This is a genomic window from Cellulomonas triticagri, assembly GCF_003696205.1.
Taxonomy (GTDB): Bacteria; Actinomycetota; Actinomycetes; order Actinomycetales; family Cellulomonadaceae; genus Cellulomonas; species Cellulomonas triticagri.
On record NZ_RFFI01000041.1, the window covers coordinates 1 to 15,683 of the forward strand.

15 protein-coding genes and 1 pseudogene are annotated in these 15,683 nt (G+C 74.6%); 13 read left to right on the forward strand and 3 right to left on the reverse strand.

Translation table 11 applies throughout. From position 1 onward, the window contains the following. The 3 genes from EBM89_RS21180 to EBM89_RS09005 all read left to right on the forward strand — a co-directional run. The coding region (locus EBM89_RS21180) for a hypothetical protein (protein WP_158609586.1) at positions 1-201 on the forward strand (201 nt) is incomplete at its 5' end. Between the two features lie 46 nt (positions 202-247). Next, on the forward strand, positions 248-847 hold the full coding sequence (gene recR / locus EBM89_RS09000; RefSeq protein WP_122149108.1) for a recombination mediator RecR: 600 nt from the start codon (positions 248-250) through the stop codon (positions 845-847). A 138-nt stretch (positions 848-985) separates the two neighbouring features. Beyond that, positions 986-1,564 carry a DUF5063 domain-containing protein gene (locus tag EBM89_RS09005; protein ID WP_439647178.1) on the forward strand — a complete coding sequence of 193 codons (579 nt, stop codon included), beginning with the start codon at positions 986-988 and terminating at the stop codon, positions 1,562-1,564. 9 nt (positions 1,565-1,573) lie between these two features. Here EBM89_RS09005 and EBM89_RS09010 read toward each other — a convergent pair whose 3' ends face one another. Then, the gene (locus EBM89_RS09010) at positions 1,574-4,060 is read right to left on the reverse strand and encodes a helix-turn-helix transcriptional regulator (protein WP_147463498.1); all 2,487 of its coding nucleotides are present in this window, start codon (positions 4,058-4,060) and stop codon (positions 1,574-1,576) included. A gap of 125 nt (positions 4,061-4,185) precedes the next feature. Beyond that, positions 4,186-4,608 (reverse strand): organic hydroperoxide resistance protein, encoded by a 423-nt coding sequence (locus EBM89_RS09015; protein WP_122149110.1) that lies wholly within the window; start codon positions 4,606-4,608, stop codon positions 4,186-4,188. Between the two features lie 116 nt (positions 4,609-4,724). Here EBM89_RS09015 and EBM89_RS09020 point away from each other — a divergent pair, with 116 nt between their 5' ends. The 10 genes from EBM89_RS09020 (at position 4,725) to EBM89_RS09065 (ending at position 14,056) form a co-directional block, all read left to right on the forward strand. Beyond that, positions 4,725-5,333, forward strand: coding sequence for a TetR/AcrR family transcriptional regulator (locus EBM89_RS09020; RefSeq protein WP_122149111.1), 609 nt, complete (start codon positions 4,725-4,727; stop codon positions 5,331-5,333). Beyond that, on the forward strand, positions 5,330-6,109 hold the full coding sequence (locus tag EBM89_RS09025) for a TSUP family transporter (RefSeq protein WP_122149112.1): 780 nt from the start codon (positions 5,330-5,332) through the stop codon (positions 6,107-6,109). Before EBM89_RS09020 ends, EBM89_RS09025 begins: the two co-directional genes overlap by 4 nt. A gap of 136 nt (positions 6,110-6,245) precedes the next feature. After that, positions 6,246-7,562 (forward strand): aspartate kinase, encoded by a 1,317-nt coding sequence (locus tag EBM89_RS09030; protein WP_122149113.1) that lies wholly within the window; start codon positions 6,246-6,248, stop codon positions 7,560-7,562. Further along, positions 7,559-8,626: an aspartate-semialdehyde dehydrogenase gene (locus EBM89_RS09035; RefSeq protein ID WP_122149114.1), complete on the forward strand. Its 1,068-nt coding sequence runs from the start codon at positions 7,559-7,561 to the stop codon at positions 8,624-8,626. The genes EBM89_RS09030 and EBM89_RS09035 overlap by 4 nt, the downstream gene beginning before the upstream one ends. Positions 8,627-8,795: 169 nt before the next feature. Next, positions 8,796-9,185 (forward strand): GntR family transcriptional regulator, encoded by a 390-nt coding sequence (locus EBM89_RS09040; RefSeq protein WP_122149136.1) that lies wholly within the window; start codon positions 8,796-8,798, stop codon positions 9,183-9,185. Continuing rightward, the gene (locus tag EBM89_RS09045; RefSeq protein ID WP_233571641.1) at positions 9,182-10,114 is read left to right on the forward strand and encodes an ATP-binding cassette domain-containing protein; all 933 of its coding nucleotides are present in this window, start codon (positions 9,182-9,184) and stop codon (positions 10,112-10,114) included. Before EBM89_RS09040 ends, EBM89_RS09045 begins: the two co-directional genes overlap by 4 nt. Further along, positions 10,111-10,872 (forward strand): hypothetical protein, encoded by a 762-nt coding sequence (locus EBM89_RS09050; protein ID WP_122149115.1) that lies wholly within the window; start codon positions 10,111-10,113, stop codon positions 10,870-10,872. Before EBM89_RS09045 ends, EBM89_RS09050 begins: the two co-directional genes overlap by 4 nt. A gap of 77 nt (positions 10,873-10,949) precedes the next feature. Continuing rightward, entirely contained in the window at positions 10,950-11,909 is a 960-nt protein-coding gene (locus EBM89_RS09055) for an ABC transporter ATP-binding protein (RefSeq protein WP_122149116.1), read from the forward strand. 1 nt (position 11,910) lies between these two features. Further along, positions 11,911-12,681, forward strand: a complete 771-nt coding sequence (locus EBM89_RS09060) for an ABC transporter permease (protein ID WP_122149117.1) — start codon at positions 11,911-11,913, stop codon at positions 12,679-12,681. A 178-nt stretch (positions 12,682-12,859) separates the two neighbouring features. Next, complete coding sequence (locus tag EBM89_RS09065) at positions 12,860-14,056, forward strand: GGDEF domain-containing protein (protein ID WP_158609588.1); 1,197 nt, start codon at positions 12,860-12,862, stop codon at positions 14,054-14,056. Between the two features lie 436 nt (positions 14,057-14,492). Here the strand turns inward: EBM89_RS09065 and EBM89_RS09070 are convergent. Then, positions 14,493-15,651 (reverse strand): annotated as a pseudogene (locus EBM89_RS09070) (IS3 family transposase). Positions 15,652-15,683 lie beyond the last annotated feature (32 nt).

Sequence of the window (15,683 nt, forward strand, 5' to 3'; positions counted from 1 at the left end):
GACCGCGTGCGCGCCGCGCGCGCGGCGGCCGAGGCGGGTGCCGCCCGGGCCGCCGCGGCGCCCGAGCGCAACCGGTGGGCCGACGACGAGCCGTCGATGGACGACCCGGACATCGGGTCGAACGGCCTGTCCGGGGTGCCGCTGGTGGTGCAGGTGCTGCGGGCGACCGTGATCGAGGAGCTCGTGGACGAGGGCTACTGACGCGTCGCCGTCGGGTCCTGACGGTGCTGGGCCGTACCCTGGTGCCGTGTACGAGGGCGCGGTCCAGGACCTGATCGACGAGCTGGGGCGGCTGCCCGGCGTCGGTCCCAAGAGCGCGCAGCGGATCGCGTTCCACATCCTCGCGGCGGACCCGACGGACGTGCGCCGTCTGGTGGACGCGCTGACCGAGGTCAAGGCGCGCGTGCGGTTCTGCGAGCAGTGCGGGAACGTCGCGGAGGAGGACCTCTGCCGGATCTGCCGCGACCCGCGCCGGTCGGCCGCGGTGCTGTGCGTGGTCGAGGAGCCGAAGGACGTCGTCGCCATCGAGCGCACGCGGGAGTTCCGCGGGAGGTACCACGTGCTCGGCGGGGCGATCAACCCGATCGCGGGCGTCGGGCCGGACGACCTGCGGATCAAGGACCTGCTGACCCGGTTGGCGGACGGCACGGTCACGGAGGTCATCCTGGCCACGGACCCGAACGTCGAGGGCGAGGCCACGGCGACGTACCTGGCGCGGCTGCTGGTGCCGATGGGCCTGACGATCAGCCGGCTCGCGTCCGGGCTGCCGGTGGGCGGCGACCTGGAGTACGCCGACGAGGTGACGCTGGGTCGGGCGTTCGAGGGCAGGCGACGCATCAGCGCCTGACACGCGGGGTGGTGGCACCCGTCCCGCGCTCCCGCGCGTGCCTGTGGACGGGCGGGGTGCGCGCTTGAGGGGCACCATGGCGGCGTGACCGGGAACCAGGACCTGCCGACCCCCGTGGACGCCGCCGAGCCCGTCGGGGTGGACGAGGTCGCGCTCGACCCCGAGGCCGCCGACCTGCGGGCCGTGGCGGACACGATGGCGCGGGAGTCCCGCGCGTACCTGACGACGGTCACGGAGGTCGGTGCGGGCGCGAACCCGGACGCGGCGATCCCGCTGCTGCTGCTCGCGGTGTCGGACGTGCTGGCGGTGGGGGCGCGGCTCGGGGCGATCGTGGACGTGGTGCCGTCGGAGCGCTACGAGCCGGACGTCGGCCCGGACCCGGACGTCGAGCCGCTGCGTGCCGCGCTGGCGAACGCCCTGGAGGGCGTGGACGAGTACGTCGAGGTCGTGGACCCGGTGCTGGGTGGCGAGGTCGCGACCGCGACGCTGTCGGGTGAGCTGGTGTCGGTGGCGGGCGCGCTCGTGCAGGGGCTGCGGCACCACGAGTCGGGGCACGTCCTCGAGGCGCTGTGGTGGTGGCAGTTCTCGTACCTGTCGGTGTGGGGCGAGCGGCTGTCGAGCGTGCTGCGGACCCTGCAGACGCTGCTGGCGCACGTGCGCCTGGACGTGGACGACGACGTGGCGGCCGAGGCGGAGTACGACGCGCTGCAGCGCTGAGCGCGTCGCTCAGGTGCCGCTCCAGCGGCGCAGGTCCGTCCGGCCCTGCAGGCCGAGCTTGCGCAGGGCGCGGCTCATGTGGTTCTCGACGGTGCGCACGCTGAGGTGCAGCCGGTCCGCGATCTCGCGGTTGCCGTGACCCTCGCGGGCGAGCGCGGCGACCTCGCGCTCGCGGTCCGACAGGGCCTCGGTCGGCGTGGCGGCGCGCACGGGCGCGGCCGGGGTGTCGAGCCCGAGGACCTCGCGGGCGGTCGTGGTGAGGGTCCGGGCGACCTGGGGGAGCACGCCCGGCAGGGTGGCGGCGACGGCGTCCTCGTTGCGGTCGGCGAGCGCGAGCTGCAGGTCGAGGTAGGGGTCGAGCATCGGCAGGACGACGCCCTCGCGGGTGGCGCGCAGGGCGGCGGCGCGCTCGGGCGTGAGGACGGGTGGGCCGAAGGCCCAGGTGATCAGGGCGGGCTGCCGGTAGCCCGCCTCGGCGTAGGAGAGCCCGGCCCGCCAGGCGATCTCGCCCGCCGTGGTGCGGTCGCCGGTGGCGACGGCGACCGCGACGGCGCCGACCACCCGCAGCGAGCGCACGAGCGGTCGGTAGACGCGCGGGGCGCGCTCCAGCTCGCCGAGGACCGCGCGGGCCAGGTCGACGTGCCCGGCGCGCACCTGCAGCACGGAGCCGAGCGCGAGGCCCCGCCGGTAGAAGGTGGTCTCGATGGGTCCGGCGGGGCCGAGGCGGAGCGCGGTGCTGAGCACCTGCCAGCCGCTGTCGACCTCGCCCGCGAAGGTGAGCACCTCCGCCAGCGTCGTGGCGTGCACCCGGACGGCGAACGCGTCGTGGGTGTCGTACGCGGCGCCCAGGTGGCGCCGGGCGAGGCGCTCGGCCTCGTCGAGGCGGTCGAGGTGGGTGAGCGCCTGGACGCGCAGCGCGACGCGGTAGTGCCGGACCTCCGGCCCCGCGTCGTCCTCGCCCGCGCGGTCCAGCACGGCGAGGGCGAGGTCGGGGCGGCCGGCCTCGAGGAGCGCGGCCGCGCGCAGCACCTCGGGACCGCCGTGGAACACCGGGGCGTCGACGTCGGCGGGCGGCGCGCCGGCGACGTCCTCCGGGGGTGTGCCGTCGCGCATCGCGGTGACCAGCTGCTCCTTGAGGTCCTCGAGCCGCGACACCGCGTCGACGGCGCCGTCCGTCCCGCTCGGGCTGCCGGGCTCGGGGGCGTCCCCGTCGTGCCAGGACTCCCAGCGGCGGCGCAGGTACCGGAAGGCGACGACGTCCGCCTCGGTGTCCTCGGGGGTGCGGTGGGTCTCGCGGAACACCGCGGCGATCCGGTCCCGGGCGGGGCGGCGCATGAGCACCGTGAGGTAGTCGTTCGCGGTGGCCAGGCGCTGGTCGCGAGCCCAGGCGGCGCGGGCGGACGCCTCCTCCTGGGCGGCTCGCTCGTGCACGACGCCGGCGACCTGGCTGCTCCACCGCAGGAACTCGGTGCCGCCCGTGGTGTCGCGGGACAGCAGCCCGGCCAGGTCCTCCGGCGGCTGCTCGACCGCGGTGACGGCGTCCCCGGCGTGCTCGCGGGTCGCGGCGACGAGGCGCCGCCGGTGGGCGGGGGCGACGCGGTCGCGCAGCGCGCGGGCGAGCGCGGGCGGGGCGACGACGAGCAGGGAGCCGGTCCCGGCGACGTCGAGCTCGACCAGCCGGCCGGCGTCGGCGAGGTCGTCCAGCGCGTCCGGGCCGACGAGGTGGGTGGCGACGTCGAGGGTCACGGGCCCGAGCACCGCGAGCCGCTCGAGGGCCCGCACCAGGGCGGGGTCGTGGTTGCCGAGCAGCAGCGCCGCCACGGCGTCCGCGGGGACGTCGAGCAGGCGGCCGTCGTCGACGTACCGCCCGTCCCGGCGCCGGATCGCCCCCTGCGCGCGGGCGGCGGCGAGCAGGGCGACGGCGACGCCCGGGTTGCCCCCGGACTGGGCGAGCAGGGTGCCGGTGAGCGTGGCGTCGGCGGGGCCGTCGAGGACGTCGGAGGTGAGCGCGTCGAGCGCGGCGAGGCCGAGCGGGGGGATCCGCACCTCGGCGGGGGCGCGGGCGACGAGCAGCTCGCGGCTGCCGGTCGCGGGTGCGCGCAGCAGGTCGGTGGTGGTCGTGCCGACGAGGCGCACCGACGTCCGGACGAGGGCGCGCTGGACGACGCGCAGGCTCCCGGGGTCGAGCCGGTCGACGTCGTCGAGCATCAGCACGCTGCGCCGCTCGGCGACCTCGTCGGACAGCCAGGCGACGAGGCCGGACTCGTCGGCGACGCGGGTGGGGGCCGAGGGGTGGTCGAGCACCGCGGCGAACGGGGCGGGCCCGCTGGCGCGCAGCAGCACCCCGGGCACCCGGCGGCCGGACAGGTCCCGCCGCAGCGCCTCGAGCGTCGTGCTCTTGCCGCTGCCCCGCTCGCCGCGCAGCAGCACGTCCCGGTCGGTGGCCAGCCACGGCAGCACCGTGGCGACGGTGTCGTCGTCGTCCGTCGTGGTCACCGGCACCCTGCTCCCCTGGGGTGGACGGCCCGGGTGGGCCGTGGACGGCCGACCGTGCCCGTCCTGGGCCCAGGGTAGGACCGGACCCGCCCGCGCGCCGGACCGGCCGCGGGCGGGCGCCGGGGTCAGGCGACGGTGACGTCCAGCTGCACGTCGATGTTGCCGCGCGTGACGTTCGAGTACGGGCAGACCTGGTGGGCCTTGGCGACGAGCGCCTCGGCGGCGGCCTGGTCGAGCCCGCCGATCTCCACGTGCAGGGTCGCGGTCAGCGTGTACCCGGTCTCGATCGGGACGATGCCGATGTCGGCGACGACGGCGCTGTCCTGGATCGGGGTCTTCTCGGCGGCGGCGACGGACTTGAGCGCGGAGTGGAAGCAGGCGGACCACCCGGCGGCGAACAGCTGCTCGGGGTTGGTGCCGCCACCCGCGCCACCCATCTCGGCCGGGATGGCGAGGGTGAAGTCGAGGACGCCGTCGCTGCTGGTGACCTGGCCGCCGCGGCGGCCCTCACCGGTCGACGTGGCGGTGGCGGTGTACACGGCGGACATGCGCGCTCCTCAGGTAGACGAACTAGTACGTCTACATTAGAGCACCGCGCGACCCCCGTGCCAGACTGGGCACCCGGGGGACCACGCTCGCCCGCTCGACCCCGAGGAGGTCCGCCGTGCTGCCCACCGCCCCCGCCCTGCCGCTCCCCGCCGCGGCCGGCCCCGCGGCCCGCATCCTCGACGCCGCGTCCCGCCTGTTCTACGCGGACGGCATCCGCGCGGTCAGCGCCGACCGCGTCATCGCCGCCGCCGGGGTCAGCAAGGTCACGTTCTACCGGCACTTCCCGACCAAGGACGCCCTCGTGGTCGCCTACCTGGAGGCGGTCGCGGCGTCCGAGCGCTCCGCGCTCGACGTCGTGCGCGCGGCGCACCCCGACGACGCGGGCGCGGTGCTGCGCGGGTACGCCGACCTCCTGGGCAGCCAGTCGTGCACCGCGGGCTTCCGCGGGTGCCCCTTCATCAACGCCGCCGCCGAGTACGCCGACCCCGCGCACCCGGTGCGGGTCGTCGTGGCGGCGCACCGCCGGTGGCTGGTCGAGTCCGCGACCGCGCTGCTGGCCGACCTCGACGTGCCCGACCCGCAGGCCGTCGCCGAGGACCTCGTGATGCTCCGCGACGGGGCGATGGTCGCCGGGTACGTCGGTGGCGAGGAGCGTGCCCGCGCCGTGGCCGGGACGCTCTGGCACGCGGGCGCCGCGATCGTCGCCGCGCACCGCGCCTCGTGACGGTCTCGGGCCTCGAGCTCTCCCTCGCCACCGTCCTGCTGCTGGTCCTCGCGGGGTTCGCCGCCGGCTGGGTGGACGCCGTCGTCGGCGGCGGGGGCCTGGTCCAGCTGCCCGCGCTGCTGCTGGTGCCGGGGATCAGCCCGGTGCAGGCGCTCGCCACGAACAAGCTCGCGGGCATCCTCGGCACGTCGGTGAGCGCCGCGACGTACTACCGGCGGGTGCAGCCCGACCTGCGGACCGCGGGCCCGATGGCGGGCGCGGCGCTCGCGGGCGCCGGGGGTGGCGCGGCGCTGGCCTCGCTGCTGCCCGAGGACGTCTTCGTGCCGATCATCCTGGTCGCGCTGGTCGCCGTGGCCGTCTACACCGTGGCCCGCCCGCAGGTCGGCCGCGCGACCGCCCTGCGCTGGCAGGGCCGCACGCACCTGCTTGTCGCGCTCGGGCTCGGCCTGGCGATCGGGTTCTACGACGGGCTGCTCGGCCCGGGCACCGGGTCGTTCCTGGTGATCGCGCTGGTCGGGGTCCTCGGCTACGCGTTCCTGGAGGCGTCCGCGCAGGCCAAGATCGTCAACACCGCGACCAACCTCGGCGCCCTGCTCGTCTTCGCCGTCCAGGGGGCGCCGCTGTGGCGGCTCGGCCTGCTGGTCGGCGCGGCCAACGTGCTCGGCGCGTACCTCGGCGCACGGACCGCCATCGCGCGGGGCAGCGGGTTCGTGCGGGTGGTGTTCCTGGTGGTCGTGGCGGTGCTGATCGTCCGGCTCGGTGCCGACCTGCTCTGAGCCCCCGTCGCGCGCGGGCGGTGCGGTCCCGCGATGCGGGCGGGGAGGGGTGGCCGACGCCGCGGCCTCCTAGACTCCGTCCCGACCCCGTCGGTCGTCGACAGCGACCGCGCCCCGCGCCTGGAAAGTCCCTCTCGTGGCCCTCATCGTGCAGAAGTACGGCGGTTCCTCGGTCGCTGACGCCGACAGCATCAAGCGCGTCGCGAAGCGGATCGCGGAGGCCAAGCGCGCGGGCGACGACGTCGTCGTGGTGGTCTCCGCGATGGGCGACACCACCGACGAGCTCATCGACCTCGCGCAGCAGGTCACGCCCCTGCCGCCGCAGCGGGAGATGGACATCCTGCTGACCGCGGGCGAGCGCATCTCGATGTCCCTGCTCGCCATGGCGATCAGCAACCTGGGCGTCGAGGCGCAGTCGTTCACCGGCCAGCAGGCCGGAGTGATCACCGACGACGTGCACGGCAAGGCGCGCATCATCGACGTGACGCCGAGCCGCATCCAGGCCGCCGTCGACTCCGGCGCGGTGGCGATCGTCGCCGGGTTCCAGGGCGTCACGCAGCGCACCAACGACGTCACCACGCTCGGGCGCGGCGGCTCCGACACCACCGCCGTCGCCCTCGCGGCGGGCCTCGGCGCCGACGTCTGCGAGATCTACACCGACGTCGACGGCGTGTTCACGGCGGACCCCCGCATCGTGCCGTCGGCCCGCAAGATCGACCGGATCAGCTACGACGAGATGCTCGAGATGGCGGCCAGCGGCGCGAAGGTGCTGATGCTGCGCTGCGTCGAGTACGCGCGCCGCTACCAGGTGCCCGTGCACGTGCGCTCGTCGTTCTCGACCCGCACCGGCACCCTGGTGACCGACGAGCCCGCGCCCGCCGGCACGACCGCCGGCAGCGCCGACAGCGCAGCAGCAGAAGGAGCAGCACCGATGGAGCAGCCGATCATCGCCGGCGTCGCGCACGACCGCAGCGAGGCCAAGATCACGATCGTCGACGTGCCGGACGTGCCCGGCAAGGCCGCGCGGATCTTCGAGGTCGTCGCGGGCTCGGGCGTGAACCTCGACATGATCGTCCAGAACGTCTCGGTCGCGTCGACCGGCCGCACGGACATCTCGTTCACGCTGCCCGCCTCCGACGGCGCCGCGGCCACGGCCGCGCTCACGCAGCACCAGCCGGACATCGGCTTCACGTCGCTGCAGTACGACGACACCATCGGCAAGCTCTCGCTGATCGGCGCGGGCATGAAGTCGCACCCGGGCGTCTCCGCGAAGCTGTTCGCGGCGCTGTCCGACGCCGGGATCAACATCGAGATGATCTCCACCTCCGAGATCCGCATCTCGGTGGTCACCCGCGCCGACCAGCTCGACGAGGCGGTGCGCGCCGTGCACACCGCGTTCGACCTGGACAGTGCCGACGAGCAGGCCGTGGTGTACGGAGGGACGGGACGATGAGCGAGGACGTGCGCGCGGGCCTGCGGGTCGGCGTCGTCGGGGCGACCGGGCAGGTCGGCGCCGTCATGCGCCGGCTGCTGGAGGAGCGTGACTTCCCGGTGGCGGAGATGCGCTACTTCGCGTCGGCGCGCTCCGCCGGGACGACGCTGCCGTGGCGCGGCACCGACGTCGTGGTCGAGGACGCCGAGACCGCCGACCCCACCGGGCTCGACATCGCGCTGTTCTCCGCCGGCGGCGCGACGTCCCTGGCCCAGGCGCCGCGGTTCGCCGCCGCGGGCGCCACCGTGGTGGACAACTCCTCGGCCTGGCGCCGGGACCCGGACGTGCCCCTGGTGGTCTCCGAGGTGAACCCCGGTGCGCTGGACGAGATCCGCAAGGGCATCGTCGCGAACCCGAACTGCACGACGATGGCCGCCATGCCCGTGCTGCGGGTGCTGCACGAGGAGGCCGGGCTGCGCCGCCTCGTGATCTCGACGTACCAGGCGGTGTCCGGCAGCGGGCTCGCCGGGGCGCGCGAGCTCGACGACCAGGTCCGCGCAGCGGTCCAGCAGGACACGCTGGCGCTGGTGCACGACGGGTCCGCCGTGACGTTCCCCGCGCCGGTGAAGTACGTCGCGCCGATCGCGTTCAACGTCATCCCGCTCGCGGGCTCGGTCGTGGACGACGGCCTGCTCGAGACCGACGAGGAGCAGAAGCTCCGGCACGAGTCCCGCAAGATCCTCGGGCTGCCGGACCTGCTCGTCTCCGGCACCTGCGTGCGCGTGCCGGTGTACACCGGGCACTCGCTGTCCGTGAACGCCGAGTTCGACCGGCCGATCACCCCGGCGCGCGCGTCCGAGGTCCTCGCGGGCGCGCCCGGCGTGCAGCTCGCGGACGTCCCGACGCCGCAGGCCGCCGCGGGCGTGGACCCGTCGCTGGTCGGGCGCATCCGGCAGGACGAGGGGGCGCCCGACGGGAAGGGGCTGGCCCTGTTCATCTCGAACGACAACCTGCGCAAGGGGGCGGCGCTCAACGCCGTGCAGGTCGCCGAGCTGCTGGCGGCCCGCCTGGGCGTCACGGCCTGACCCCGACGGCGGCGCGCCGCCGCGCACCCCGCACCACCCGCGAGCCCGGGACCGCCACGGTCCCGGGCTCGCGCGCGTCCCGTCCCGGGGGTTGTGCCCGGCCCGGCTCTGTGGTTCATTAGTGAAGTAACGAACCAGCGAACGAGGCGCGAGAGGGAGGATGGTCACCGTGTTCGACGGCCGCGACCCCATCTACGTGCAGATCGCCGACCAGATCCGCCAGGACGTCCTGCGGGGCGACCTCCAGCCCGAGGAGCAGGTGATGAGCACGACGCAGTACGCCACCACCTTCCGCATCAATCCCGCCACCGCGGCGAAGGCGTTCGCCCAGCTGGTCGACGACGGCATCCTGTACAAGCGCCGCGGCGTGGGCATGTTCGTCGCCCCCGGGGCCCCCGAGCGGCTGCGCGCGGAGGGTCGGGAGTCGTTCTTCGCCGAGTCCGTCGACCCGGTCGCCGACCAGGCCCGCGCGCTCGGCATCCCGGTGGAGGACGTCGTCGCCCGCCTGCTCGCCCGCGCCGCCCAGGCGCCGGGTGCCGCCGCCGGAGGTGCCCCGTGACCGCTGCCCTGCCGGCCCCCGGGACGCCGCTGGGCGTCGAGGTCCGCGACCTCACCGTGCGGTACGGCCGCAAGACGGCCCTCGACGCGGTGTCGCTGAGCATCCCCGCCGGGTCCATCACCGGGCTGCTCGGCCGCAACGGCTCCGGCAAGACCACGCTGGCCTCCGTCGTCGCCGCCTACCGCCGCTCGACGTCCGGCAGCGTGCTGGTCGGCGGCCAGCAGCCCTGGGAGAACGCCGAGCTGCTGTCCCGCGTCGCGCTGGTCCGCGAGTCCGGCGACGTCGTCGACACCGACACGCTGCGCACCAACCTCCGGTTCACCGAGCAGTCGCGGCCGCAGTTCTCCCGCGAGGTCGCGGAGCGGCTCATGGACGTGTTCGACCTCGACCCGTCGATGAAGCCGCCGAAGCTGTCCCGCGGGCAGAAGTCCGCGTTCGGCATCGTCCTCGGCCTCGCGTCCCGCGCCGAGCTCACCATCCTGGACGAGGTGCACCTCGGCCTCGACGCGCCGTCCCGGTACGCGTTCTACGACGCGCTGCTGGAGGACTACATCGCGCACCCCCGCACGATCGTGCTGTCCAGCCACCTGATCGGCGAGGTCGAGCGGCTGCTGGAGCACGTCGTGGTCCTGGACCGCAGCCGCGTGCTGCTCGCTCAGGACGCCGACGCGCTGCGCACCCGGGGCGTCGCCGTCACCGGTCCGGTCCGGGAGGTCGACCGGTTCGTGGTCGGGCGCACCGTGCTCGGGCGCCAGCAGCTCGGCGGCACCGCGCAGGCCACGGTGCTCGCGACGCTGGACGACGGCGAGGCCGCCGGTGCCCGTGCCGCCGGGCTGGAGCTCGGTCCCGTGCCGCTGCAGGACCTGTTCGTGCACCTGACCGCCGACGGCGCCACCGAGGCGGCCGCCGAGATGGGGAGGGTCCGATGACCGCCACCACCGCCCGGGGCGGCGACCTGTGGTCCGGCCCCGTGCCGCGCCGCACCTCCCCGACGCTGCGCACCGCGCGCACGCTCGTCACCTGGTTCGCGCAGATCGCCGTCTGGTACTGGGCGTTCGTCGTCCTCGTCGTCGTCGCGGCACCGCTCGGCATGCGTGCGTTCGGCGTCGACCCGTCGCTGTCGATCCTCTGGTTCGCCCGGCAGAGCGCGGTCTGGTTCCCGTTCTCCGTGCTGATCGGCATGGCGCTCGCCTACCCGCAGGTGCACGTCGCGAACGGCATGACCCGCCGCTCGTACGCCGCCGGCGCGCTGGCCGCCACGACCGGCGTCGCCCTGGCGTTCGCGCTGCTGATGTCCCTGGCGATGCAGGTCGAGCGGATCTGGTACGAGGCCGTGGGCTGGGGCTGGGGCACCGAGGAGCAGGGCTGGTTCGAGCCCGGCACCGGGTTCGGCGACCTGCTCGTGGCCTACGTCGCGACGTTCCTGGTCGCGTACCTCAGCGGCCTGCTCGTCGGCACCGTCTACGCCGGGGCCGGGGGCTGGTGGGGCACGCTCACCCTGCCGCTGACCGTCGGTCCGATCATCCTCGTCACGGCCATCATCGACTCCCGGACCGGCTGGCTGCCGTTCCCCGACGTCCCGCCGGCCGTCCTGCTCGCGGCCGTGACTCTCGTGCTCGCCGTGGCGCTGGGCGCCGCGTTCTGGCTGCTCGCCACCCGGCGGGCCATCGCGCCCCGCCGCGGCTGACCGCCGCGGGCCGCACCCGCACCCGCACCTGCACGAACCCGCACCACCCGCTCCGACAGCGAGGAGGCGAGACCGTCATGCCCGCACCCACGACGCACGACCCGGTGATCCGCGTGGACCACCTCCGCAAGACGTACGGTCGCACGGTCGCCGTCGCCGACGTCAGCCTGACCGTCGGCCGCGGCGAGATCGTCGGCGTCCTCGGCCGCAACGGCGCGGGGAAGACCACGACCGTCGAGATGATCGCCGGGCTGCGCGAGCGCGACGGCGGCACCGTCTCGGTGCTCGGCCTGGACCCCGAGCGCGACGGCGCCGCGCTGCGCGAGCGCGTCGGGCTCCAGCTCCAGGAGAGCGCGCTGCCCGCCCGGATCACCGTGCGCGAGGCCGTCGAGGAGTACGCGTGCTTCTACGACCACCCGCTCGACCCCGACGACCTGCTGCGCGACCTCGGCCTGCTCGACAAGGCCGGCACCCGGTACGCGGCGCTGTCCGGCGGGCAGAAGCAGCGGCTCTCCATCGCGCTCGCGCTGGTCGGCGACCCCGAGATCGCGATCCTCGACGAGCTCACCACCGGTCTCGACCCGCAGGCGCGCCGGGACACCTGGGACGTCGTCGAGGCGGTCCGGCGGCGCGGCGTCACCATCGTGCTCGTCACGCACTTCATGGAGGAGGCCGAGCACCTCTGCGACCGCGTCGTGCTGGTCGACGCCGGTCGGGTGGTCGCGCAGGGCACGCCCGCCGAGGTCGCGGCCCAGGTCGGCGCGGAGCAGACGCTGACGTTCCGCCCCTCCATCCCGCTCGACGCGCACGTGCTGCGGGTGCTCGGGTCCGTGAGCGCCGTCGAGGACGCGGGCGCCGACGTCCGGGTGCGGGGTACCGGGAACGTCGTCCAGGACGTCATGGTCGCGCTCGCCGACGCCGGGGTCCGCCCCCACGACCTGCGGGTGCACCGCAGCACGCTCGAGGACGCGTTCGTCCGCCTGACCGGCGTCGGTCCCGAGGCCGACGCGCCCGCCACGACCCCCAGCGAGGTGTGACATGGCTGCCACCAGCGCCCGGACGCTCACCCGCGTCACCGTCGTCGAGGGGAAGCTCGCGCTGCGGGACCCCGCGAACGTGTTCTTCGCCCTGCTGTTCCCGCCGCTGCTGCTCACCGTGCTCGGCCTCGCGATGCCGTGGGGCTCGCAGCCCTACTCGGAGGACGACCCGCTGCTCGGCACCATCAACGGCATCACCGGGTACACCCCGATCGTGCTCGCGCTGGCCGTCGCGACCGTGGCCCTGTCGCTCTACCCGACGACCATCGCCACCTACCGGGGGCAGGGCGTCCTGCGGCGGCTGTCCACGACGCCCTTGCCGCCCTCGCGGCTGCTGGTCGCGCAGATCCTCGTGAACCTCGGGGCGCTGCTGGGCGCCGCCCTGCTGACGCTGGTGCTCGGCGTGCTCGTGGTCGAGGTCCAGGCGCCCGCGCAGCCGCTCGTCGTGCTGCTGGCGTTCGTGCTGACCGCCGCGGCGATGTTCGGGCTCGGGTCGCTGATCGCCGCGCGGGCGCCGTCGGCCGGTGCCGCGACCGGGGTCGGGATGACGCTGTACTTCGTGTCGCTGTTCTTCGCCGGGGTGTGGCTGCCGCTGCCGGTCATGCCGGACGTGGTCCAGCAGATCGCCGTGTGGACGCCGCTCGGTGCCGGGTCGCAGGCCATGCTCGACGGGTGGGTGGGCGCCGACCTGCCCGTCCAGGAGCTGCTGGTGATGGCCGGGTGGGCCGTGGTGCTCGTGCCGCTGTCCGCGCGCCTGTTCCGCTGGCGCTGAGTCGCGCGCCGAACCGCGCACGACCGCGCACGAACCCCCGGGAACCCCCGCGAACCTCAGGTGTTCGCGGGGGTTCCGTGGAGAACGGCCCCGAAGTCTGCAGTCCGGTCGGGGTTCGACCGATGGGATCACCATGAGTGCCGTGCGGGCTGACGAGCCACGCGCGCGGGACCGGGCGATGGAGGACCCCGTGGCCGTGCGCGTGCTCGCGCGCGTGCCCGCGTGGGCCCGTGCGGGCGGCAACGCGTCCGCGGCCGGTCGCGTCCTGCTGATGTTCTGCTGCCTGGTCATGGTCATCGGTGCGATCTGCCTCGGGGTGGACGGCCACGCGGCGTGGATGCTCGGCGGCACCGCGGCGGCCATGCTCGCCGCGACGGGGATCAGCCTCTGGTACCCCTGGCGGCGCAGCCCGCGCGGGACGATGCTCTACCCGCTCGGCGTCATCGTCGCGCTCGGCGTGCTCGCGCTCACCACGACCGGCATCGCCGCGGCCTTCGTCGGCCTGATCCCGCTGTGCTTCGTCTTCGTCGGCCTGTTCCACCACGGCCGCGCAGCCCTCGCGCTGCTGCCGGTCACCTGGGCGACCTACCTGGCGATCGTGCCCGTGTTCGACGTCGGCTCCTGGATCCGCGTCGGCATCTACGGCATCACCTGGTACGCCATCGCCCAGGTCATCTCGATGTCCATGCAGTACCAGCGCACGCTGCGCCGCCGCCTGTTCAGCGACGCCCGCACCGACGCGCTCACCTCGCTGAACAACCGCCGCGCCCTCGAGGAGCGGCTCGCCACGGCCGTGCCCGGCGACTGCGTCGTCATCGCCGACCTCGACCACTTCAAGTGCGTCAACGACACCCAGGGCCACGCCGCGGGCGACCTCGTGCTGGAGAAGTTCGGCCACACCCTCGCCCAGCACCTGCGGATGCGGGACTACGCCGCCCGGTACGGCGGCGAGGAGTTCGTGCTGATCCTGCCCCGCACCGAGACCGTGCAGGCGATGAACATGCTCCGCGCCCTGCGCACCGAGTGGAACGAGACCGGCGTCGGCGTGACGTTCTCCGCCGGCATCGCGCTGATCACCGAGGCGTCCCCGCCCGGCAGCGCGCTGGCCCGAGCCGACGTCGCGCTGTACCGCGCCAAGCAGGCCGGTCGCGACCGGTTCCGCATCGCCAGCGACGCGGTCGCCACCCGTCGGGTCACCGACAGCATCGCCGAGGGCGCCGCCGCGACGACGCCCGCCGAGCACCTGCGCCGCCACCTCGGGGCGCGCGCGACCGAGGACCGGCGCGGCGTCGAGCGGCGAGAGGGCGACCGGCGGGTGCAGGAGCGCCGCGACCGCGAGGACGTCGTCGCCGAGGGGTGCGACGCCGCACGCTGACGCACTCGCGAGCGCCGACCTGGCGCTGCACCAGGGAACGCCAGCCCGCTGCGCCGACGGCGGCCAGCTCGGCGCTGTCGGCCGTCTCGCGCGATCCCCGACGTCGTCGTGCCACGGGGTCCTGCGCCCGCGGCCCACAGCCCGCCGGGTCGTCGCCCGCGCGCCCGCGCGCTCTCCGGTCGGCGGGCACCGGGGCCGTCCGACCCCGGGATGCACGAAGGCCCGGACCGTGAGGTCCGGGCCTTCATCACCGGTCGGGGTGGCGGTGTCTGATTTCATCACATCGGCGACAGCATGTCTCAGGACATCGGCGACACGGGCCGGGATGCTCGAGTATGTCGAGTCGCGCGCGTCTGGTCATCACCGCGGTCATCCTGGGAGGGCGCTCGGTCGCGCAGTGAAACGGGTCTGCTGCACAAGTAGGTGACAGGTGGTCTCAGGCGGCGAGTGCGACCTGAGTGGTCTTGATCGTCTCGTACTCGATGGGTGTCAGGCGTCCGAGGCGGACCTGGCGTCGTCGTCGGTGGTAGGTCCGTTCGATCCAGGTGATGATCGCCAGGCGCAGCTCGTGGCGTGTGGCCCAGCGGCGGCGGTCCAGAACGTTCTTCTGCAGCAGCGAGAAGAAGCTCTCCATCTCGGCGTCGTCGCCCGCGGAGGCGACCTGCCCCATCGACCCCAGAAGGTCGTGACGGGCCAGGACACGGGCCACCTTCCGGCTTCGGAACTGGCTGCCCCGGTCGCTGTGGACCACGCAGCCCGCGACGTCACGACGCCGCCGGACCGCGCTGGCCAGGGCGTCCACCGCGATCTGGGACCCCATGCGGTCGCCGATCGAGTACCCGACGATCCGACCCGAGAACATGTCCTTGATCGCGCAGAGGTAGACCTTGCCCTCGGCCGTGGGTGCTCGGTGATGTCCCGCAGCCACAGCCGGTTCGGTTCGTTCGCCCGGAACTGGCGCGGCACAAGGTCCTCATGGGCCGGCGGACCGGCCTTCTTCCCGTTCTTCGAGCGCTTCTTGCCGAACACCGACCACCACTGGTTGTCCCGGCAGATCCGCCAGACCGTGCGGTCGCAGGCGACCAGTCCGGCGCGGGCGGCCTCGTCGGCGAGCAGCCGGTGGCCGAACTCCGGGTCGTCGCGGTGGGCGTCGAACAACGCGTTCGCGAGGTGCGCCCGGGCGACCTCGCGTGCGCCGACGGGCGCGGCGAGCCACCGGTAGTAGGGTTGTCTTGCGAGTTTCAGGCCCCGACACGCCACCGTGACGGGCACCCCGTCGGCGGCGAGCTCACTCACGAGCGGGTAGAGCCTTTTCCCGGCAGATGTGCCTGGGACAGGAACGCGGCCGCGCGGCGCAGGACCTCGTTCTCCTGCTCGAGAAGACGGATCCGCCGGTTCGCCTCGCGCAGCTCGGCCGACTCGGTCCGGGTCACCCCGGGGCGGTTGCCGTCCGCGACATCGGCATCACGCAGCCAGTTCCGCAGGCACGACTCGGCGATGCCGAAGTCGGCCGTGACTTGCTCGATCGGAGCATCCCCGCGGCGAGCCAGGGCCACGACGTCGTCGCGGAACTCCTGGGGATAGGGCCTGGGCACGGTGCACATCCTTCCAGCGGCGTCTCCCGGCA

Bases quoted from the DNA above. Each gene is read 5' to 3' on its own strand.
- EBM89_RS09015 (WP_122149110.1), bottom strand. From the start codon at position 4,608: ATGTCCGCCGTGTACACCGCCACCGCCACGTCGACCGGTGAGGGCCGC.
- EBM89_RS09035 (WP_122149114.1), top strand. From the start codon at position 7,559: ATGAGCGAGGACGTGCGCGCGGGCCTGCGGGTCGGCGTCGTCGGGGCG.
- EBM89_RS09050 (WP_122149115.1), top strand. From the start codon at position 10,111: ATGACCGCCACCACCGCCCGGGGCGGCGACCTGTGGTCCGGCCCCGTG.
- EBM89_RS09055 (WP_122149116.1), top strand. From the start codon at position 10,950: ATGCCCGCACCCACGACGCACGACCCGGTGATCCGCGTGGACCACCTC.
- EBM89_RS09060 (WP_122149117.1), top strand. From the start codon at position 11,911: ATGGCTGCCACCAGCGCCCGGACGCTCACCCGCGTCACCGTCGTCGAG.
- EBM89_RS09065 (WP_158609588.1), top strand. From the start codon at position 12,860: ATGGAGGACCCCGTGGCCGTGCGCGTGCTCGCGCGCGTGCCCGCGTGG.